Origin of the sequence: Phytobacter sp. RSE-02, assembly GCF_040578655.1 — a bacterium.
GTDB lineage: Bacteria > Pseudomonadota > Gammaproteobacteria > Enterobacterales > Enterobacteriaceae > Phytobacter > Phytobacter diazotrophicus.
Genome location: NZ_JBEULY010000001.1, coordinates 155,597 through 175,631 on the forward strand (window position 1 = coordinate 155,597; position 20,035 = coordinate 175,631).

At 54.3% G+C, this 20,035-nt stretch carries 17 protein-coding genes; 12 read left to right on the forward strand and 5 right to left on the reverse strand.

The genetic code is table 11. The features are described from left to right. Positions 1-14 precede the first annotated feature (14 nt). On the reverse strand, positions 15-1,715 hold the full coding sequence (gene narQ / locus ABU190_RS00685; protein ID WP_354690098.1) for a nitrate/nitrite two-component system sensor histidine kinase NarQ: 1,701 nt from the start codon (positions 1,713-1,715) through the stop codon (positions 15-17). Between the two features lie 225 nt (positions 1,716-1,940). On the opposite strand from narQ, the gene aegA reads away from it, so the two are divergent. The 3 genes from aegA to ABU190_RS00700 all read left to right on the forward strand — a co-directional run bounded on the left by aegA (position 1,941) and on the right by ABU190_RS00700 (position 5,734). Then, entirely contained in the window at positions 1,941-3,920 is a 1,980-nt protein-coding gene (aegA, locus tag ABU190_RS00690) for a formate-dependent uric acid utilization protein AegA (protein ID WP_354690099.1), read from the forward strand. A gap of 69 nt (positions 3,921-3,989) precedes the next feature. After that, the gene (nudK, locus tag ABU190_RS00695) at positions 3,990-4,565 is read left to right on the forward strand and encodes a GDP-mannose pyrophosphatase NudK (protein WP_039079719.1); all 576 of its coding nucleotides are present in this window, start codon (positions 3,990-3,992) and stop codon (positions 4,563-4,565) included. Positions 4,566-4,690: 125 nt separating this feature from the next. Beyond that, positions 4,691-5,734, forward strand: coding sequence for a DUF1176 domain-containing protein (locus tag ABU190_RS00700; protein WP_354690100.1), 1,044 nt, complete (start codon positions 4,691-4,693; stop codon positions 5,732-5,734). 92 nt (positions 5,735-5,826) lie between these two features. Here ABU190_RS00700 and tkt read toward each other — a convergent pair whose 3' ends face one another. Further along, positions 5,827-7,815 carry a transketolase gene (tkt, locus tag ABU190_RS00705; protein WP_354690101.1) on the reverse strand — a complete coding sequence of 663 codons (1,989 nt, stop codon included), beginning with the start codon at positions 7,813-7,815 and terminating at the stop codon, positions 5,827-5,829. Between the two features lie 20 nt (positions 7,816-7,835). Beyond that, a complete protein-coding gene (gene tal, locus ABU190_RS00710) occupies positions 7,836-8,786 on the reverse strand; it encodes a transaldolase (RefSeq protein WP_193794058.1) in 951 nt (316 codons plus the stop codon). Between the two features lie 282 nt (positions 8,787-9,068). Between tal and maeB the strand changes: the two genes are divergently transcribed. Next, positions 9,069-11,348, forward strand: a complete 2,280-nt coding sequence (gene maeB, locus ABU190_RS00715; RefSeq protein ID WP_354690102.1) for an NADP-dependent oxaloacetate-decarboxylating malate dehydrogenase — start codon at positions 9,069-9,071, stop codon at positions 11,346-11,348. 46 nt (positions 11,349-11,394) lie between these two features. Here maeB and hemF read toward each other — a convergent pair whose 3' ends face one another. Both hemF and amiA read right to left on the reverse strand, forming a co-directional pair. Continuing rightward, on the reverse strand, positions 11,395-12,303 hold the full coding sequence (hemF, locus tag ABU190_RS00720; RefSeq protein WP_354690103.1) for an oxygen-dependent coproporphyrinogen oxidase: 909 nt from the start codon (positions 12,301-12,303) through the stop codon (positions 11,395-11,397). Continuing rightward, positions 12,303-13,175, reverse strand: coding sequence for an N-acetylmuramoyl-L-alanine amidase AmiA (gene amiA, locus ABU190_RS00725; RefSeq protein ID WP_039079725.1), 873 nt, complete (start codon positions 13,173-13,175; stop codon positions 12,303-12,305). Before amiA ends, hemF begins: the two co-directional genes overlap by 1 nt. 212 nt (positions 13,176-13,387) lie before the next feature. On the opposite strand from amiA, the gene ABU190_RS00730 reads away from it, so the two are divergent. The 8 genes from ABU190_RS00730 to cysA all read left to right on the forward strand — a co-directional run bounded on the left by ABU190_RS00730 (position 13,388) and on the right by cysA (position 19,873). Next, positions 13,388-13,813, forward strand: coding sequence for a GNAT family acetyltransferase (locus tag ABU190_RS00730; RefSeq protein ID WP_039079726.1), 426 nt, complete (start codon positions 13,388-13,390; stop codon positions 13,811-13,813). Continuing rightward, positions 13,800-14,249, forward strand: coding sequence for a DUF2919 domain-containing protein (locus ABU190_RS00735; RefSeq protein ID WP_354690104.1), 450 nt, complete (start codon positions 13,800-13,802; stop codon positions 14,247-14,249). The genes ABU190_RS00730 and ABU190_RS00735 overlap by 14 nt, the downstream gene beginning before the upstream one ends. A 62-nt stretch (positions 14,250-14,311) precedes the next feature. Continuing rightward, positions 14,312-14,887, forward strand: a complete 576-nt coding sequence (locus tag ABU190_RS00740) for an RpoE-regulated lipoprotein (protein ID WP_354690105.1) — start codon at positions 14,312-14,314, stop codon at positions 14,885-14,887. Positions 14,888-14,979: 92 nt separating this feature from the next. Beyond that, positions 14,980-15,879, forward strand: a complete 900-nt coding sequence (locus tag ABU190_RS00745; protein WP_354690413.1) for a Dyp-type peroxidase — start codon at positions 14,980-14,982, stop codon at positions 15,877-15,879. Positions 15,880-16,064: 185 nt separating this feature from the next. Further along, positions 16,065-17,081, forward strand: a complete 1,017-nt coding sequence (locus tag ABU190_RS00750) for a sulfate ABC transporter substrate-binding protein (RefSeq protein WP_354690106.1) — start codon at positions 16,065-16,067, stop codon at positions 17,079-17,081. Next, positions 17,081-17,914: a sulfate/thiosulfate ABC transporter permease CysT gene (gene cysT / locus ABU190_RS00755; RefSeq protein WP_079496187.1), complete on the forward strand. Its 834-nt coding sequence runs from the start codon at positions 17,081-17,083 to the stop codon at positions 17,912-17,914. Before ABU190_RS00750 ends, cysT begins: the two co-directional genes overlap by 1 nt. Beyond that, positions 17,914-18,789 (forward strand): sulfate/thiosulfate ABC transporter permease CysW, encoded by an 876-nt coding sequence (gene cysW / locus ABU190_RS00760; protein ID WP_335258063.1) that lies wholly within the window; start codon positions 17,914-17,916, stop codon positions 18,787-18,789. Before cysT ends, cysW begins: the two co-directional genes overlap by 1 nt. Continuing rightward, positions 18,779-19,873 carry a sulfate/thiosulfate ABC transporter ATP-binding protein CysA gene (cysA, locus tag ABU190_RS00765; protein ID WP_193794051.1) on the forward strand — a complete coding sequence of 365 codons (1,095 nt, stop codon included), beginning with the start codon at positions 18,779-18,781 and terminating at the stop codon, positions 19,871-19,873. Before cysW ends, cysA begins: the two co-directional genes overlap by 11 nt. Positions 19,874-20,035: the final 162 nt, after the last annotated feature.

The following is a 20,035-nucleotide window of genomic DNA, read 5'->3' on the forward strand; positions in this document are numbered from 1 at the left end:
TTCTTTTCTTTTCCTTACGTTTGCTGGCTTTTAAGCGTGCGTGGCGCCGGGAAACGCAGTTCGACTAATGTCCCACCGCCGGGCGGGCGCGCAAAGTTCAGCGTGCCGCCAAGACGGCTTGCTCGTTCGCGCATAATATTCAATCCGTAATGTCCCTGCGGTTCATCGGTCGTGCCGATGCCTTTTCCGTTATCGCGAATATAAACCGAATACTGATCGTCCGGGTCCGTAACGCAACTGACGGTGATGGTACTGGCGTCGGCATGTTTAATTGCGTTGATCACCGCCTCGCGCACTATCTGCAAGATGTTTACCTGCTGCTGTGCATCCAGCATAAGCGTTGGCAGGCGGCAATCCAGCTCGAGCTTCGCGGTCGTCTGGCTCTGGAGAAGCGCCATGGCTTCATTCAGAACGGCGGGCAGATCGCTTTGGGAAACCGTCAGACGGAAGGTCGCCAGTAATTCCCGCAACTGACGCCAGGCATCGTTCAGGGCGCGGGAAAAATCGGTGATGATGGTCTGGGCGGGCGCGTTGTCCTCGGGCACTGCTCGTTTGAGCAATGCCAGTTGGATACGCAGATAAGAAAGCACCTGGGCCAGCGAATCATGAAGTTCCATGGCGATGGTGGCGCGTTCTTCCATCAGAATAAGTTGCTGGTGCTGTTTTTGCGCCTGATTAAAATAGAACCCGCGCCCCATAATCGTGGCCACGCTTTGCAGTAATGGCGTGGAGGCCTGGGCATTGACGCTTTGCCAGCGTAATTCGCCAAAAACGCTCTCTTGCATGCTAACGGGTAACACGTTAACCGGAAAGTCTTCCTGCGCCTCACCGTGATGAATGGACCAGTGATCGCCCATTGTTAACTCCAGATAGCTTGCCGCTTCGTGCTCATAGACTATCTGCAGAATGTGACGAAAACACATAACGTCGATCTGGCTGGTGTTGAGCGCCTGCGAACATTGATACAACACTTCGAGGCGACGGTGGGCTTCCTGCAGGTCATACGTCTTCTCTGCGACCTGGGCTTCGAGTGTGCGGTAGAGTTTGTGCAATTCACCAGACATTCGGTCAAACGTGGACGCCAGTAGTCCCAATTCGTTATCCAGATGGGTATTGAGCGACGGATAGGTAAAATGTCCTTGCTGAATCTCCTGGCTGGCCACCATCAGTTGCGCAAGGGGTTTAACGACCTGCTGGCGAATGCGCCGTAGCGTAAAAAAGACCAGCAGGAAAATCCCCACCGCGCCGATGAGCGAGATACCCAACACCAGCAACATTTTCCGTTCCGAATAGTGTTGTAGCGCCAGAACAAACTGGTCGATGTTATCGACATATTGCTGAATATTATGCTGATACCAGACCGTGTCGGCTGTGCCTAATCGGGCATTCATCTCCTGCCAGCTTTCCTGTAATTGCGCATAGCGCTGCCCAACAATTTCAGGCACATACCAGCGGTTTAACGTGCGTAAAACCGGTGAGTTCAGCGATTGCTGATAGATTTGGCGATGTGCATTTAATTCCGCGGAACCGCGTTCCAGGTCATACCCCAGACGATAGCTTTGCATACGCAGAGAACCGGCGATATTAACGGCTTCCGCATCGCGCAAGCTGCTGGCAAGCGTCATTAGCGCCGCGCCCGTTGAGAGCAGCGAAAGCAAGACGATATAAAAAAAGGCTCTGGCAAGGCTGGATGAAACAGGTCGTTTTACAGTCACAACAGCAATTCCCGCTATCCAAGGGTGGCGGACGAAATGGCATCGCCGGACGGCTCATCAAATGAGATTAATTTTTATTTATGCCACGATAAATTGATCTGCAACATGCGCGTGACAATTAAGTAACGCTTCTGGGCAAATGTACATTGCCTGCACTGAATAGCCCAGGTAAATACATTGTTCATATAAAAAATAAGGTTTATTAAACCAGAAAAGAAGATTGCCATGAATCGTTTTATTATGGCTAACAGCCAACAATGTATAGGGTGTCGCGCCTGTGAAGTGGCCTGCGTAATGGCACATAACCAGGAACAACACGTTTTAAGTCACGAACATTTTCACCCCCGAATTACTGTCGTAAAGAATAAACGCCAGCGCAGCGCGGTAACATGTCACCATTGTGAAGCCGCCCCTTGTGCCCGCAGTTGTCCGAACGGCGCAATTAGTCGTGTAAATGATTCGGTGCAAGTTAACCAGGATAAATGCATCGGTTGTAAGTCCTGTGTGGTGGCGTGCCCCTTCGGCACCATGCAGATCCTTGTCACGCCGGTCGGTAATGGCATGGTAAAGGCCACGGCACACAAATGTGATCTCTGTGTCGATCGCGCTGAAGGCCCGGCCTGTGCGCAAAACTGCCCGGCAGACGCTATTCAGGTCGTAAGCCGTGATGATCTGGCAGACCTGGCGAAGGCGCGCCGTTTACGTGCGGCCAGCCAGGAAGCTCAACCGTGGCACAGTATGGCGGCGCTGGTCCCGGCATTTAACGATCGTAAGGTCAAACAGATGCTCAAAACGTCGCCGCGTGGAGAGCCCGATAAGCTGGCGCTGGCGGCCCGCAAAACCGGCTTTGCTGAAATCTATCTGCCGTTCCGCGCCGATCAGGCTCAGCGGGAAGCGGAGCGTTGCCTGAAATGCGGTGAGCACAGCGTCTGTGAGTGGACCTGCCCGCTGCACAACCATATTCCCCAGTGGATTGAACGTGTAAAAGCCGGGGATATCAGCGCAGCCGTTGAGTTATCGCACCAGACGAACTGCTTACCGGAAATCACCGGGCGCGTCTGTCCGCAGGATCGTCTGTGCGAGGGGGCGTGTACCGTTCGCGACGACTACGGCTCGGTCACTATCGGCAATATTGAACGTTACATTTCCGACCAGGCGCTGGCAAAAGGCTGGCGGCCTGACCTTAAGCATGTGACAGCGGTAGATAAACGCATTGCGATCATTGGCGCGGGGCCTGCCGGTCTGGCATGCGCCGACGTGCTGGCGCGCAACGGCGTGAGTACCACTGTGTTTGATCGTCACCCGGAAATCGGCGGCCTGCTGACCTTCGGTATTCCGGCCTTCAAACTGGATAAATCACTGCTTGCGCGCCGTCGGGAAATTTTCAGCGCGATGGGCATTCGCTTCGAACTGAATTGTGAAATTGGCCGGGATATTACCCTGGACACATTGCTTGAAGAGTACGATGCCGTGTTTGTCGGCGTCGGTACGTACCGGTCGATGAAAGCGAATTTACCGAATGAAGATGCGCCTGGCGTCTATGACGCGCTGCCGTTCCTCATCGCTAACACCAAACAACTGATGGGGCTACCGGATTCGCCGGAAGAACCCTTTATCAACACCGCCGGGTTGAATGTGGTGGTGCTGGGTGGCGGTGATACGGCGATGGACTGTGTACGGACATCGCTGCGTCACGGGGCCAGCAAAGTGACCTGTGCCTATCGTCGCGATGAGGCCAATATGCCGGGCTCGAAAAAAGAGGTAAAAAACGCGAAGGAAGAGGGGGCTGAATTCGAGTTTAACGTCCAGCCAGTCAACCTTGAGCTGGATGAATCGGGCAGTGTCACGGGGGTTCGCCTGCTACGCACACAGTTGGGTGAAGCGGATGCGAAAGGGCGTCGCCGTCCGGTACCAATAGAGGGCAGCGAGTTTGTGATGCCAGCAGATGCCGTCATCATGGCTTTTGGTTTCAATCCGCACTCCATGCCGTGGCTGGAAACGCACGGCGTGGAGGTTGATGACTGGGGCCGTATCGCGGCGAACGTCAACAGCGCATACCGTTACCAGACCAGCAACCCGAAAATCTTCGCCGGTGGCGATGCGGTTCGCGGTGCAGATTTGGTGGTGACAGCCATGGCGGAAGGTCGTCATGCTGCACAGGGGATGATGGACTGGCTGGGCGTTACAGCGCCGAAAGGTCACTGATTACCCGTCGCGACAAAACAGACTTCGCAGCGTAATATGAGAGTGACCGTATTACGTTGTGGAGTCGGTATGTCGTTCAACATAGAAGTCATTAAAGATAAAGTCCTTTCAGATAACTATTTCATTCTTCGTAATATTACCTATGATTTGACCCGCAAAAATGGTGACGTGATTCGCCATAAACGCGAGGTTTATGACAGGGGAAATGGCGCCACTATTCTGCTGTATAACCCGGATAAAAAGAGCGTGGTCCTGATTCGCCAGTTCCGCGTCGCGACCTGGGTTAACGGTAACGAAGACGGTCGCCTGATTGAAACCTGCGCCGGTCTGCTGGACGACGATGAACCGGAAGTGTGCATTCGCAAAGAGGCCGTTGAAGAGACGGGATATGCGGTGAGTGAGGTTCGTAAGGTATTCGAGCTTTATATGTCCCCCGGTGGTGTCACCGAAATCGTCCATTTCTTTATCGCCCGCTATGACGATAGCATCCGGGCAAATAATGGCGGCGGTGTCGAAGATGAAGACATTGAAGTGCTGGAACTCCCCTTTGCACAGGCCCTTGAGATGATGAAAAGCGGCGAGATACGAGACGGCAAGGCGGTGATTTTACTGCAATATTTGCAATCGTCAGGTCTAATGGATTGATTTTCTTGGGATTAAAAAATAAATTTTAGATAAAGCTATCCGACAAATCCGATTGAGCGGCAGGCGCGGGAACACGAAGATACGCGGGTTGTGTGTTGCGATTCTCTTCCGGGGCTGTTTTATTCATGCGTTACCGCGTTTTGCTTGCTTTCATTCTGGGTGTGTGCCCGATGACCTTCCTGTGGGCTGCACCCGCGCAACAGGCTTTTTCCGACTGGCAAGTAACCTGTAATAATCAAAATTTCTGCGTGGCACGAAATACGGGTGAGCACCATGGCCTTGTCATGACCCTGGGGCGCAGCGCCGGGGCGCAGACCAGTGCCGCTTTGCGCATCGATCTGGGCGGCAAAGAACTTCCCCCCTTAAAAGAGGCGCCCATTGCGCCACGCCTGCGCCTGGACGACAAACCGCTCGGGCTGGTCGGCCAACGCTGGCAAATTACCCCCTGGCATTTAATGACCGATAACGCACAGACCATTACGGAGTTTTTGCAAACTATTCAGGAAGCCCAGGCGATCACTTTGCAAGACGGGAAGGGGACGATTTCCCTGGTTGGCCTAAAAGCGGCATTACTGTTTATTGATGCCCAGCAAAAACGCGTCGGTAGCGAAACGGCGTGGATCAAAAAAGGGGACGATCCACCGCTGAGTGTACCGCCGGCCCCGGCCCTTAAAGAAGTCGCGCTGACTGACTCCAGCCCCTCCCCGCTAACGCAGCAAGAACTCAATGACTTACTGGATTATGGCAACTGGCGGATGAATAACAGCCAGTGCTCGCTTGACCCCATGCGCCGGGAGGTCCGGGTCACGGCGTTAACGGATGATAAAGCCCTGCTGATTATTGACTGCGAAGCAGGCGCGTACAACACGGTGGATTTAGCCTGGATGGTCTCACGGGAAAAACCGTTCTCTTCACGCCCGCTACGTTTACACCTGCCATTTACCCCTTCGCGTGGCACCAACGAACTGGAATTGATGAACGCCAGGTTTGATGAGAAAACGCGCGAGTTGACGACGCTTGCCAAAGGTCGTGGATTAGCCGATTGCGGCGTAATGACACGCTGGCGTTTTGATGGTCAGCGCTTTCGCCTGACGCGTTACGCCGAAGAGCCTGAATGTGATAACTGGCATGGACCAGATGCCTGGCCCACCCTGTGGATCACGCGTTAAAAAAGCAAAACGCCAACAAACGTTGGCGTTTTAGTGTTTGTACCCTGAGCGCCATGAGAGAGAGTATCAGGCGGCACAGTCGGGCAGGGCGCTTACAGCAGGCGCTTTGCCTTTTCGACAATATTCTCGACGGTGAAGCCGAAGTACGGGAAGAGCTTATCCGCAGGCGCGGATTCGCCGTAGCCAGTCATACCGACAATCGCGCCTTTCAGCCCGACATATTTGTACCAGTAGTCGGCAATACCTGCTTCAACGGCAACGCGGGCGCTGACATCCGAAGGCAGGACCGACTCTCGGTATTGCTCATCCTGAGCATCAAAAATATCGGTTGAAGGCAGCGATACCACGCGGACTTTATGCCCCTCCTGAGTCAGTTTTTCCGCCGCTTTTACCGTGATTTCAACCTCAGAGCCAGTGGCGATCAGGATGATATCCGGCTTACCATCGGCATCTTTGAGGATATAGCCGCCTTTGGCGATTGCTTTAACCTGCTCGGGTGTCCTGTCCATTTGCGCCAGGTTTTGTCGGGACAGAATTAAGGCCGTCGGGCCGGTGTGGCGTTCCACCGCCAGTTTCCAGCCAACCGCAGCTTCGACCTGATCGCAGGGGCGCCAGGTACTGAAATTCGGTGTCAGGCGCAGGCTGGCCAGTTGTTCCACCGCCTGGTGAGTTGGGCCATCCTCCCCCAGACCGATAGAGTCATGGGTATAGACCATGATTTGTCGGGCTTTCATCAGCGCCGCCATACGTGCCGCGTTGCGCGCATACTCCACAAACATCAGGAAGGTGGCGGTGTACGGCACAAAGCCGCCGTGATGGGCGATGCCATTGGCGATGGCGGTCATTCCGAATTCACGCACGCCGTAGTGGATGTAATTCCCGGCTGGATCTTCTTTTAATGAGTGGGAGCCCGACCAGATCGTCAGGTTACTGGGGGCAAGGTCGGCGGAACCACCGAGCAGTTCCGGCAGAACCGGACCAATCGTATTCAGGGCATTTTGTGACGCTTTACGGGTAGCAATTTTTGCCGGTTCCGCCTGCAGTTTCTCAATATACGCCTGGGTGGTTTGTTCCCAGTTTTCGGGCAGGCCACCGCTCAGGCGACGTTTAAATTCCGCAGCCAGTTCCGGGTATGCCTTTTCATAGGCCGCGAATTTTTCCTTCCATGCCTGCTGCGCTTTCTCGCCGCTTTCACGCGCATCCCATGCTTTATAGATTTCTTTTGGGATCTCAAAGGTCGGGTATTTCCAGCCCAGTTTCTGACGGGTTAAGGCGACTTCTTCTTCCCCAAGTGCAGCGCCATGGGACTCTTCTTTCCCGGCCTTATTGGGAGATCCGAAACCAATGACCGTGCGACAGATAATCAGTGACGGTTTATCTTTAACGCTTTGCGCTTCCAGAATGGCCTTTTTCACCGCCTCGGGATCGTGGCCGTCGATTTCATGTACCACATGCCAGTGGTAGGCTTCGAAACGTTTGGCCGTATCGTCGGTAAACCAGCCTTCGGTTTCGCCATCAATTGAGATGCCGTTGTGATCGTAAAAGCCGATCAGTTTGCCGAGCCCTAGTGTGCCCGCCAGCGAACTGACTTCATGCGAGATCCCTTCCATCAGGCAGCCATCGCCCATAAACACATAGGTGTAGTGGTCGACAATCTCATGATCAGGGCGGTTGAACTGTGCGGCGAGCGTCCGTTCAGCAATTGCCAGCCCGACAGCGTTCGCCAACCCCTGCCCAAGCGGACCGGTGGTGGTTTCGACACCTGGCGTATAGCCAATCTCCGGGTGACCCGGGGTTTTCGAATGTAGCTGGCGGAAGTTTTTTAACTCATCCAGCGACAGGTCATAACCGCTTAAGTGCAGCAGGCTATAGAGCAGCATGGAGGCGTGGCCGTTAGACAGAATAAAACGGTCACGGTCGTACCAGGTCGGGTCTGTCGGATTATGTTTTAAGAAGTCGTTCCACAGGACTTCGGCAATATCCGCCATCCCCATCGGGGCGCCAGGGTGGCCGGAATTCGCTTTCTGTACCGCATCCATACTCAGGGCGCGAATCGCATTGGCGAGCTCTTTACGAGACATAACTCTCTCCTTGCTAAGGGTTAAAATTTGGCGGCGATCAGATCTTCGAGTTTGCGCTGGTCAACGGCGAACTGGCGGATACCGTCCGACAGTTTCTCCACCGCCATTGCGTCCTGGTTGTGTTCCCAGCGGAACTGAGCTTCGGTCAGAGGTTCAGGGCGCGGGAAGGTTTGTGACGGCGGAACCAGTTTGCGTTCAACAACGCCTTCCTCGCCGTGCAGGGCTTTGAGCAGGTCGGGCGAAATAGTCAGTCTGTCGCAGCCTGCCAGCGCCAGGACCTGTTCCGTACGACGGAAGCTTGCGCCCATGACGATGGTCTCGTAGCGATGCTGTTTAAAATAATCGTAGATATTCCGCACGGATTTCACGCCAGGATCTTCATCCACCACGTACGGGTCCATGGGTTTACGTTGCTGATACCAGTCGTAGATACGTCCAACAAATGGGGAGATTAAAAATACCCCGGCTTCGGCACAGGCACGCGCCTGGGCAAAGGAAAACAACAGCGTCAGGTTGCATTTGATCCCCTCTTTTTCGAGGATTTCCGCCGCGCGGATCCCTTCCCAGGTTGAAGCCAGTTTGATCAGGATGCGTGATTTATCGATGCCTGACTCCTCATAGAGCTGCACCAGCTTGCGGGCTTTAGCGACGCTTTTTTCTTTATCGTAGGAGAGGCGGGCATCCACTTCGGTTGAAACACGTCCGGGGATACTTTTCAGAATTTCTTGACCGAAATTTACCGCCAGCTTGTCGCAGGCTTCTGCTACCTGCTGCTCCTGGGTTTTGCCGTGGCTTTTGCCATAGACAATTGCGTCTTCAATCAAGTGCTTAAAGTGGTCCAGCGCGGCTGCTTTCAGTAGTAGCGAGGGGTTGGTGGTTGCATCTTCGGGTTGATAATGTCGAATGGACTCAATATCGCCGCTATCGGCTACCACGGTAGTGAACTGTTTGATGCCGTCTAAATAATTCATAGAAAAATACTCCTTAAAAAGCAAGGTGTTATATGAATGATTTCGAGAGTGTTGTTATCGGAATCGTGTTGTGCATAACAAAAAAGCATAGCAGACGAGGAGTGTCTTGCTTTCAACGGGTTGTAACATTGGTGTTATGAATTGATAGCAATTTTTGTTATGGGTTGGTCAGAGTTTGGTTGTGTTCAAAGTTTGCGGGCGTGGCTGGGGGCATACTATGCGGCGCATCAGGACGGTTATCACGCTTCAATTATCTGAAAGATACGCGTTAAGGAACAGCAAATGGACGACCAACTCAAACAAAGTGCCCTCGATTTCCACGAGTTCCCGCATCCTGGGAAAATTCAGGTGTCTCCAACGAAGCCCCTGGCCACACAGCGCGATCTGGCGCTGGCTTACTCGCCGGGTGTTGCGGCTCCGTGTCTTGAAATCGAGAAAGATCCGCTGGCAGCTTACAAGTATACGGCGCGTGGCAACCTGGTTGCCGTCGTCTCAAACGGTACCGCCGTGCTTGGGCTGGGTAACATTGGCGCCCTCGCCGGGAAGCCGGTGATGGAAGGCAAGGGCGTTCTGTTTAAGAAATTCGCCGGCATTGATGTTTTTGATATCGAAGTCGACGAGCATGATCCGGACAAGCTGATCGATGTGGTGGCGGCGCTGGAGCCGACCTTCGGTGGCATCAACCTGGAAGATATCAAAGCGCCAGAGTGCTTCTATATTGAGGCAAAACTGCGCGAACGCATGAACATTCCCGTTTTTCACGATGACCAGCACGGGACGGCCATCATCAGTACCGCAGCCATTCTGAACGGCCTGCGCGTGGTAGAGAAAAATCTGTCTGACGTGCGTATGGTGGTCTCCGGGGCAGGGGCGGCGGCAATCGCCTGTATGAACCTGCTGGTGGCGCTGGGCATGCAGAAACACAACATTGTGGTATGCGACTCCAAAGGGGTTATCTACAAAGGCCGTGAAGCCAACATGGCGGAAACCAAAGCGGCTTATGCCGTGGAGGATGACGGTAAACGCACGCTGGCAGATGTGGTTGACGGCGCGGATATTTTCCTCGGCTGTTCCGGTCCGAAAGTGCTGACGCCGGAGATGGTCAAAAAAATGGCGCGTCAGCCGCTGATTCTGGCGCTGGCAAACCCGGAACCGGAAATTCTGCCGCCGCTGGCGAAAGAGGTTCGTCCGGATGCGATCATCTGTACTGGCCGTTCCGATTACCCTAACCAGGTCAACAACGTACTCTGTTTCCCGTTTATCTTCCGTGGTGCGCTGGATGTGGGTGCGACGGCGATTAACGAAGAGATGAAGCTGGCGGCGGTACATGCGATTGCCGAGCTGGCGCATGCCGAGCAGAGTGAGGTGGTGGCCTCCGCCTATGGCGATCAGGATCTGAGCTTTGGCCCGGATTATCTGATCCCGAAACCGTTCGATCCGCGTTTGATTGTGAAGATCGCCCCCGCGGTGGCGAAAGCGGCGATGGATTCCGGCGTCGCAACCCGTCCGATCGCTGATTTTGACGCCTATGTCGATAAGCTCACCGAGTTTGTCTACAAAACAAACCTGTTTATGAAGCCTATCTTCTCGCAGGCACGTAAAGAGCCAAAACGCGTTGTGTTGACCGAAGGGGAAGAGCCGCGCGTGCTGCATGCGACGCAGGAGCTGATCACTCTGGGGCTGGCGAAGCCGATTCTGGTGGGCCGTCCGGGCGTGATCGAAATGCGTATCCAAAAACTGGGGCTGCAAATTCGACCCAACGTTGACTTTGAGATCGTCAACAATGAATCGGATCCTCGCTTCAAAGAGTACTGGGGTGAGTATTACAGCATCATGAAACGGCGCGGTATCTCTCAAGAACAGGCGCAGCGTGCGGTGATTAGCGATACCACGGTGATTGGCGCGATCATGGTTCACCGCGGTGAAGCGGATGCAATGATCTGCGGCACCATCGGTGATTATCATGAACACTTTAGCGTTGTGCAGGAGATCTTCGGCTACCGCGAAGGCGTGCATGCGGCCGGGGCGATGAACGCGTTGTTGCTGCCCAGCGGGAACACCTTTATCGCCGATACCTATGTGAATGAGAACCCCAGCGCTGAACAACTGGCGGAGATTACCTTGCTGGCGGCAGAAACTGTGCGCCGTTTTGGTATCGAGCCGAGAGTGGCGCTGTTATCCCATTCGCAGTTTGGTTCCTCGAAATCGCTGGCTGCGCTGAAAATGCGTGAAACGCTGGAACTGGTGCGCGAGCGTGCACCTGAGCTGATGATCGACGGGGAGATGCACGGGGACGCCGCACTGGTGGAGAGTATCCGCCATGAACGTATGCCGGACAGTCCGCTGAAAGGCTCGGCGAATATCCTGATTATGCCAAACGTTGAGGCAGCCCGTATTAGTTACAACTTACTACGGGTGTCAAGCTCCGAAGGGGTGACGGTGGGGCCGGTGCTCATGGGCGTGTCGAAACCGGTGCATGTCCTGACGCCTATTGCCTCCGTAAGGCGTATCGTTAACATGGTAGCGCTGGCGGTGGTAGAGGCACAGACACAGCCGCTGTAAGCTGGTTGTCGGGGATGTCCCGGATGCGGCGGCTGCTTTGTCCGGGCTACGCGGTAATCCAGTCCCGAGGTTTTATAAACGCACTTAAGGCAGCTTCCGGGCTGCCTTCTTCTGGCTGGTAGTTGTATTCCCAACGCACCAGTGGCGGCATCGACATTAAAATCGACTCTGTACGCCCGCCGGTTTGCAGGCCGAACAGTGTGCCGCGATCCCACACCAGATTAAACTCCACATAACGCCCGCGACGATAGAGCTGAAACTCACGCTCACGCTCGCCCCATGGCATCCCCTTGCGCCGCTCGACAATCGGCAGCCAGGCATCGGTATAACCTTTGCCCACGGCCTGCATAAAAGCGAAGCAGGTGTCAAAATCCGGTGTGTTCAAATCGTCGAAAAACAGCCCGCCAATCCCGCGCTGCTCGTTACGGTGCTTAAGATAGAAATAGTCATCGCACCACTTTTTATAACGCGGATAGACCTCTTCCCCGAACGGCTGGCACAGGTCATGCGCCGTCTGGTGCCAGTGAATGGCATCTTCCTCAAAACCGTAGAATGGCGTCATATCAAAGCCGCCGCCAAACCACCAGACCGGGTCGGCGCCGGGTTTTTCAGCAATAAAAAAGCGCACATTGGCATGGCTGGTTGGTACATACGGGTTGCGCGGATGTACCACCAGTGAAACCCCCATGGCTTCGAAACTGCGCCCGGCCAGCTCAGGGCGATGCGCTGTTGCCGATGCGGGCATTGCACTACCGGTGACATGAGAAAAGTTAACCCCCGCCTGCTCGAAAATCGCGCCATCACGCAAGACCCGGCTACGGCCACCGCCGCCGGCATCGCGCTGCCAGTTATCTTCAACGAACGCGGTGCCATCCAGCGCGGAAAGCTGTTGGCAAATGTCGTCCTGCAGTGACAGCAGAAAGGATTTTACATCGTGGGTATCCGGTATGGTCATCAGCGTTTCTTCGAATGGGCCTTGTGATTATCGAACCAGTTAAAGTAACTGATAATACCGTCAGCAATCGCGTTGGCTATCTTTTGGCGAAATGCGGTGGTGCCAAGCAGCTTCTCTTCCTGCGGGTTGGTGATAAACGACGTTTCCACCAGTACCGAAGGGATGGACGGCGATTTCAGCACCACGAACGCCGCCTGTTCCGTGTTCCGGCTGTGCAGGCGGTGCACCGGTTTAATCTGGCGCAGAATATGTGAGCCGAGCGTCAGGCTATTTTTGATGGTATCGGTTTGAACGAGATCAAACAGCACCTGCTGTAGCAAATGATCTTTATCTTTCGCTTTCTTACCCGCGAGATCATCAGCGGCGTTCTCGCGATCGGAGAGGTACTTCGCCATGGCGCTACTGGCCCCACGGTTGGACAACGCAAAGACCGATGCCCCTGCCGCGCTGGGATTGGTAAAACCGTCAGCATGAATGGACATAAACAGATCGGCACCGTGCTGATGGGCAATCTCTACGCGGTCGTAAAGTGGGATAAAGGTATCGCCGGTGCGCGTTAAGCGCGCGTCAATACCCCGGTTACGCAGAATGGTGCGGACAATTTTGGCAATCGCCAGCACAACATGTTTCTCTTTCGAACCGTTGCCGCCTATTGCGCCGGTATCAATGCCGCCGTGGCCTGGATCCAGCATCACGATACGCCGTGAACCGGCTTTCTTTGCTTTCGGCTGGCTATGCCCATTGCTGGTTTTAAGGGATGAATCGTCTTTTGCGATGGCCCGCGACATGCCTGAGAGCGTTAAAGCGGCAAGGCCGGCTTTCAGAACCTGACGACGCGAGGTGAATATTTTTAAGGGTTTGAAAGTGCTCATACAGCCTGTTCTTTTTATCCGTAGTCCCTGGAGTTATATCGTATTGGGTTTGCCGTTACGACAGTCCTTACTAAGAAATGTTTTACTTTTCATTTCAATACGTGACAGAGTGACATTATGCCATTTTCCTGCTGCGATTTCGCCGCATATTGGCTACGGCGGCTGGTCGCGCGATAATCTCTCTTTGACCGTAAAAAAGGGCAGGTAACACCATGGAAATACGTGTTTTTCGCCAGGAAGACTTCGAAGAAGTGATCACCCTGTGGGAGCGCTGCGAACTGCTGCGCCCGTGGAACGATCCGGAAATGGACATCGAACGTAAGATCAATCACGACGTCAGCCTGTTCCTGGTCGCCGAGGTCAACGGTGAAGTCGTCGGCACCGTGATGGGGGGCTATGACGGACACCGTGGTTCAGCCTACTACCTGGGGGTCCATCCGGAATTTCGTGGTCGTGGTATTGCCAACGCGTTATTAAGCCGCCTGGAGAAAAAGCTGATTGCCCGCGGCTGTCCCAAAATCAACATCATGGTACGTGAAGACAATGACGTGGTTTTGGGAATGTATGAACGCCTGGGCTATGAGCATTCAGACTCTCTGAGTTTAGGTAAGCGCCTGATAGAAGATGAAGAATATTGAGTTAACGCCTGCTGATTTTGACAGCCATGGCCGTTTGCGGCTGCCGTTTTTATTCTGGTGTGTATTGTTATTACAGGCGCGAACCTGGGTTTTATTTGTGATTGCGGCAGCGTCGCGGGGGCAGGGCGATGCGCTGTTGACCTTGTTTTATCCCGATCATGATACTTTCTGGCTGGGCCTGTTGCCCGGTGTCCCGGCCGTTTTCACGTTTTTACTGAGTGGCCGCAGGCACCTCTTGCCGCGTCTCTGGCGTCTGATGCGCCTGTTGCTGATTCTCGCGCAGGCCACGTTATTATTCTGGCAGCCGCTGCTGTGGCTGTACGGAGAGGCTATCACTGGCGTAGGCCTGGGGCTTGTCGTGGCTGATATCATAGCGCTGGTATGGCTGCTGAGTAATCCGCGCTGTCAGGCCTGTTTTCACCCGGATCATCATTAACGGGCACTTTTTACTGTTCCGGCACTCCAATAGCCGTCAAGTTAACAAGAAAGGATGTAAAGATGAAATCCCTGCGTATAAGCGTCTGCGCGCTGGCACTGGCACTGTCCGGTTGTTCAACGCTCTCTTCGGTCAACTGGTCTGCAGCCTTGCCCTGGAACTGGTTTGGCTCATCCATCGAGGTGAGTGAACAGGGCGTCGGGGGGATCGCAGCGACTACTGCGCTTGATGAAAAAGCGATCAATGATGCGCTGAACGGCAATTATCACCTGCGCAGCGGGATGAAAACCGAGAAAGGCAAAATCGTCCGTTACTTTGAAGCATTGAAAGATGACAAAGTGGCGCTGGTGGTGAACGGCGAGAATGGTACCGTAAGCCAGGTGGATGTCCTCGACAGCAGCATTGAAACGGCTAATGGGGTTAAAACCGGCACCGCGTTTAGTGGGCTTTACGATAAAGCATTTGGTAACTGTGTTGCTGCAACGGGTGACGATGTCAAAGGCGTTGAATGTAAGGCACCGGGCAGTGCGCATATTAGCTATGTGTTCACCGGCAACTGGAATGGGCCAGAAGGGTTAATGCCGTCTGACGATGCGCTCAAGACCTGGACATTGCACAAAATTATCTGGCGCCGCTAATTTGATCCTACGCGCCGCGTCCTGAACAAAAAACGGGTACAATACGCCCATCAATGCCACGGTTGCGTGGCATCTTTTTTTCAGGAGGAATGATGTCTCAGGTTCAGAGCGGCATATTGCCAGAACATTGCCGTGCGGCGATTTGGATTGAAGCGAATGTAGTGGGTGACAAAAACGCCCTGCGTGAAGGCTGCCGGGTGTTTATCGACAAACTGGCGACCCTGCAGGCGAAATTCCCCGATGCGGCCCTCGGTGCAGTTGTTGCCTTTGGGCATGATATCTGGCGTGAGCTGAGCGGTGGCGAAGGCGCGCAAGAGATGAAGAATTTTACACCGCTGGGTAAAGGTCTGGCGCCTGCCACACAGTTCGACGTGCTTATCCATATCCTCTCTGTGCGTCACGACGTCAATTTCTCCGTCGCGCAGGCGGCGCTGGCCGCGTTTGGCGACACCCTTGACGTGAAAGAAGAGACTCACGGTTTCCGCTGGGTTGAAGACCGCGATCTGAGTGGCTTCGTTGATGGGACTGAAAACCCGGCAGGCGATGAAATTCGTCGCGATGTCGCCGTCATCAAAGACGGTGTGGATGCAGGCGGCAGCTATGTGCTGGTACAGCGCTGGGAACACAACCTCAAACAGCTTAATCGCATGAGCGTGGGCGATCAGGAGATGATGATTGGCCGCACCAAAGAGGCGAACGAGGAGATTGATGGCGACGATCGTCCGGTCACTTCGCATCTGACCCGCGTCGATTTAAAAGAAGACGGCAAGGGTTTGAAAATTGTACGTCAGAGCCTGCCATATGGCACTGCCAGTGGAACGCATGGCCTCTATTTCTGTGCCTACTGCGCGCGCTTATATAACATTGAGCAGCAGTTGCTGAGTATGTTTGGCGACGCTGACGGTAAACGTGATGCGATGTTGCGCTTCACCAAACCGGTCACCGGCGGCTACTACTTCGCCCCTTCTGTAGAACGTTTGCTATCGTTGTAATTTCTTCACCCTCCCTCTGTTGCTCACCGGAATGCGGGTAGCGTGGGGGGAGGGCAATCTACCCCGCATTGCTTATTCCCTTTTCAACTTCCAAAGCACCAAACGGTATATAAAACCGTTACTGGTTTCACACGCGTTATAAATAAACTGATGCTTGTATCGTCATCATCTTATAAGGGTGCGCAATGGCCGTTAACTTAATGAAAAAAGGATATCTGACGCTGGCAGCGATGACCTTACTGGTCTCCCAGGCGCAGGCAACGGAGTTGTTAAACAGTTCCTATGATGTCTCTCGCGAGCTGTTTGCCGCCCTCAATACCCCGTTTGAACAGCAATGGGCGAAGGATAACGCGGGCGACACGCTGACGATTAAACAATCTCACGCGGGTTCCTCTAAGCAGGCGCTGGCGATTTTACAGGGCCTGAAAGCCGACGTCGTCACCTACAACCAGGTAACTGACGTGCAGATCCTGCATGATAAAGGCAACCTGATCCCGGCGGACTGGCAGAGCCGTTTGCCGAACAACAGCTCACCGTTTTACTCCACCATGGGTTTCCTGGTACGCAAGGGCAACCCGAAAAACATTCACGACTGGAGCGATCTGGTGCGTCCGGATGTGAAGCTGATTTTCCCGAACCCGAAAACCTCCGGTAACGCCCGTTATACCTATTTAGGCGCCTGGGGCGCGGCGGACAAGGCGGACGGCGGCGATAAAGCCAAAACTGAACAGTTCATGACCCAGTTTCTGAAAAACGTCGAAGTGTTTGATACCGGCGGTCGTGGCGCGACCACCACCTTTGCCGAACGTGGCCTGGGTGATGTGCTGATAAGCTTTGAATCGGAAGTAAACAACATTCGTAAGCAATATGAAGATCAGGGCTTTGAGGTGGTGATTCCGAAGACCAACATTCTGGCGGAATTCCCGGTGGCATGGGTCGACAAAAACGTCGAAGCGAATGGTACTGAGAAGGCCGCGAAAGCCTACCTTAACTATCTTTACAGCCCGCAGGCACAGACTATTATCACGGACTTCTACTACCGCGTGAATAACCCGCAGGTAATGGACAAACTGAAAGATAAATTCCCGCAGACTGAGCTATTCCGCGTGGAAGACAAATTTGGCAGTTGGCCTGATGTGATGAAAACACATTTCGCCAGCGGCGGTGAGTTAGACAAACTGTTGGCGGCGGGGCGTAAGTAATGTTTGCAGTCTCCTCCAGACGTGTGCTGCCCGGTTTTACCTTAAGTCTCGGGACCAGCCTGCTGTTCGTCTGTCTGATTTTGCTGTTGCCCTTAAGCGCGCTGGTGATGCAACTGGCGCAAATGAGCTGGTCGCAGTACTGGGAGGTCGTCACTAATCCGCAGGTGGTGGCCGCCTACAAAGTGACGCTCCTGTCGGCATTTGTGGCATCGCTTTTTAACGGCGTGTTTGGCCTGCTGATGGCATGGATCTTGACCCGTTACCGCTTTCCGGGACGCACGCTGCTGGATGCGCTGATGGACTTACCGTTCGCGTTGCCCACGGCCGTTGCGGGCCTGACGCTGGCTTCGCTGTTTTCAGTCAATGGCTTTTACGGCGAGTGGCTGGCGAAGTTCGATATCAAAGTGACCTATACCTGGCTCGGTATCGCGGTGGCGATGTCTTTCACCAGCATCCCTTTTGTGGTGCGTACCGTCCAGCCCGTTCTGGAAGAGCTGGGTCCGGAGTACGAAGAGGCGGCTGAAACGCTCGGCGCAACCCGTTGGCAGAGTTTTAGCAAGGTCGTGTTGCCGGAGCTTTCCCCTGCGCTGTTAGCGGGCGTGGCGCTCTCTTTTACCCGTAGCCTTGGTGAATTTGGCGCGGTGATTTTTATCGCCGGGAACATTGCGTGGAAAACCGAAGTGACCTCGCTGATGATTTTTGTGCGTCTGCAGGAGTTTGATTACCCGGCGGCCAGTGCGATTGCGTCTGTGATTCTGGCGGCCTCGCTGCTGTTGCTGTTTTCCATCAATACGCTGCAAAGTCGTTTTGGTCGACGTGTGGTAGGTCACTAATGGCGGAAGTTACTGAATTGAAACGCTATGACAGCCCCCGCATCAACTGGGGGAAATGGTTTTTGATTGGCACCGGGATGGTGGTCTCTGCCTTCATTCTCGTGGTGCCGATGGTCTACATTTTTGTGCATGCCTTTAGCAAAGGGCTGCTTCCGGTATTACAGAATCTCGCCGATCCAGACATGCTGCACGCCATCTGGCTCACGGTACTGGTTGCGTTAATTTCGGTTCCGGTGAACCTGGTGTTCGGTACATTACTGGCCTGGCTGGTGACGCGCTTTGATTTTCCTGGGCGCCAGTTGCTGCTTACGCTGCTTGATATTCCGTTCGCGGTTTCACCAGTGGTGGCAGGTCTTGTGTATCTGCTCTTTTATGGCTCCAATGGTCCGCTGGGTCCGTGGCTTGAAGCTCATAACCTGCAAATCATGTTTGCCTGGCCGGGCATGGTCCTGGTGACTATCTTCGTCACCTGTCCGTTTGTGGTGCGCGAACTGGTGCCTGTTATGTTGAGCCAGGGCAGCCAGGAAGATGAAGCCGCCGTCCTGTTAGGCGCATCAGGCTGGCAAATGTTTAAGCGTGTAACGTTGCCAAACATCCGCTGGGCGCTGCTCTATGGCGTGGTGCTGACCAATGCGCGCGCTATTGGTGAGTTTGGCGCGGTATCGGTGGTGTCAGGTTCGGTCCGCGGCGAGACGCTCACGCTGCCGCTGCAAATTGAATTACTTGAGCAGGATTACAATGCGGTGGGTTCATTTACCGCGGCCGCCCTGCTGACCTTGATGGCTATTTTGACGTTGTTTTTAAAGAGTGCGCTGCAATGGCGTTTGAACAATCAAGAAAAACGCGCGCAGCAGGAGGGAAATCATGAGCATTGAGATTGCCAATATTAAGAAGTCGTTTGGTCGCACCCAGGTGCTGAATGATATCTCACTGGATATCCCTTCGGGTCAAATGGTCGCGCTGCTGGGGCCGTCGGGTTCCGGGAAAACCACGCTGCTGCGCATTATTGCGGGTCTGGAGCACCAGACCAGCGGGCGTATTCGTTTTCACGGTACCGATGTCAGCCGCATTCACGCGCGCGAGCGCAAAGTGGGGTTTGTGTTCCAGCATTACGCACTCTTCCGCCATATGACCGTGTTCGACAATATCGCGTTCGGTCTGACCGTACTGCCGAAGCGCGAGCGCCCGGATTCCGCAACCATTAAAGCGAAAGTTACCCGTCTGCTGGAAATGGTCCAGTTGGCCCATCTGGCGGATCGTTTTCCGGCCCAGCTTTCCGGCGGGCAGAAACAGCGCGTTGCGTTAGCGCGTGCACTGGCGGTAGAGCCACAGATTCTGCTGCTTGATGAGCCTTTCGGCGCGCTGGATGCGCAGGTGCGTAAAGAACTGCGTCGCTGGCTGCGTCAGCTCCACGAAGAGCTGAAATTTACCAGCGTCTTTGTGACTCACGATCAGGAAGAGGCGATGGAAGTCGCGGATCGCGTGGTGGTGATGAGCCAGGGCAATATCGAACAGGCAGATGCGCCTAATCAGGTGTGGCGCGAGCCTGCTACCCGCTTCGTGCTGGAATTTATGGGTGAAGTTAACCGTCTGAAAGGCACTATCAGCGGCGGGCAGTTCCATGTGGGGGCGCACCGCTGGCCGCTGGGTTATACACCGTCGCAGCAGGGTGAGGTCGATCTGTTCCTGCGTCCGTGGGAAGTCGACATCAGCCGCCGCACTAGCCTTGATTCACCACTGCCGGTACAGGTCCTCGAAGCTACCCCTAAAGGTCATTACACCCAACTGGTGGTACAGCCGCTGGGCTGGCATAACGAGCCCTTGAGCGTGGTACTGACCGGGAATGACGCGCCAGAGCGCGGCGATCGCCTGTTTGTCGGTTTACAGAAGGCACGCCTCTACGCAGGTAATGAGCGGATTGAAAACCGCGAGGAGCTTGCTCTCGCAGAATCTGCCTGATAGGTTATTGCATCAGAAATTGTTGCCGGGTGGCGCTGCGCTTACCCGGCCTACACGGTAAATGCAAAGCAACCCTCGGGCTGTTTATAGTATTTGCACCCTCTCCCACAGGAAGAGGGTTGAGGTGAGTGCATCAGAACGCACTTGCCCGTAGGCCCGGTA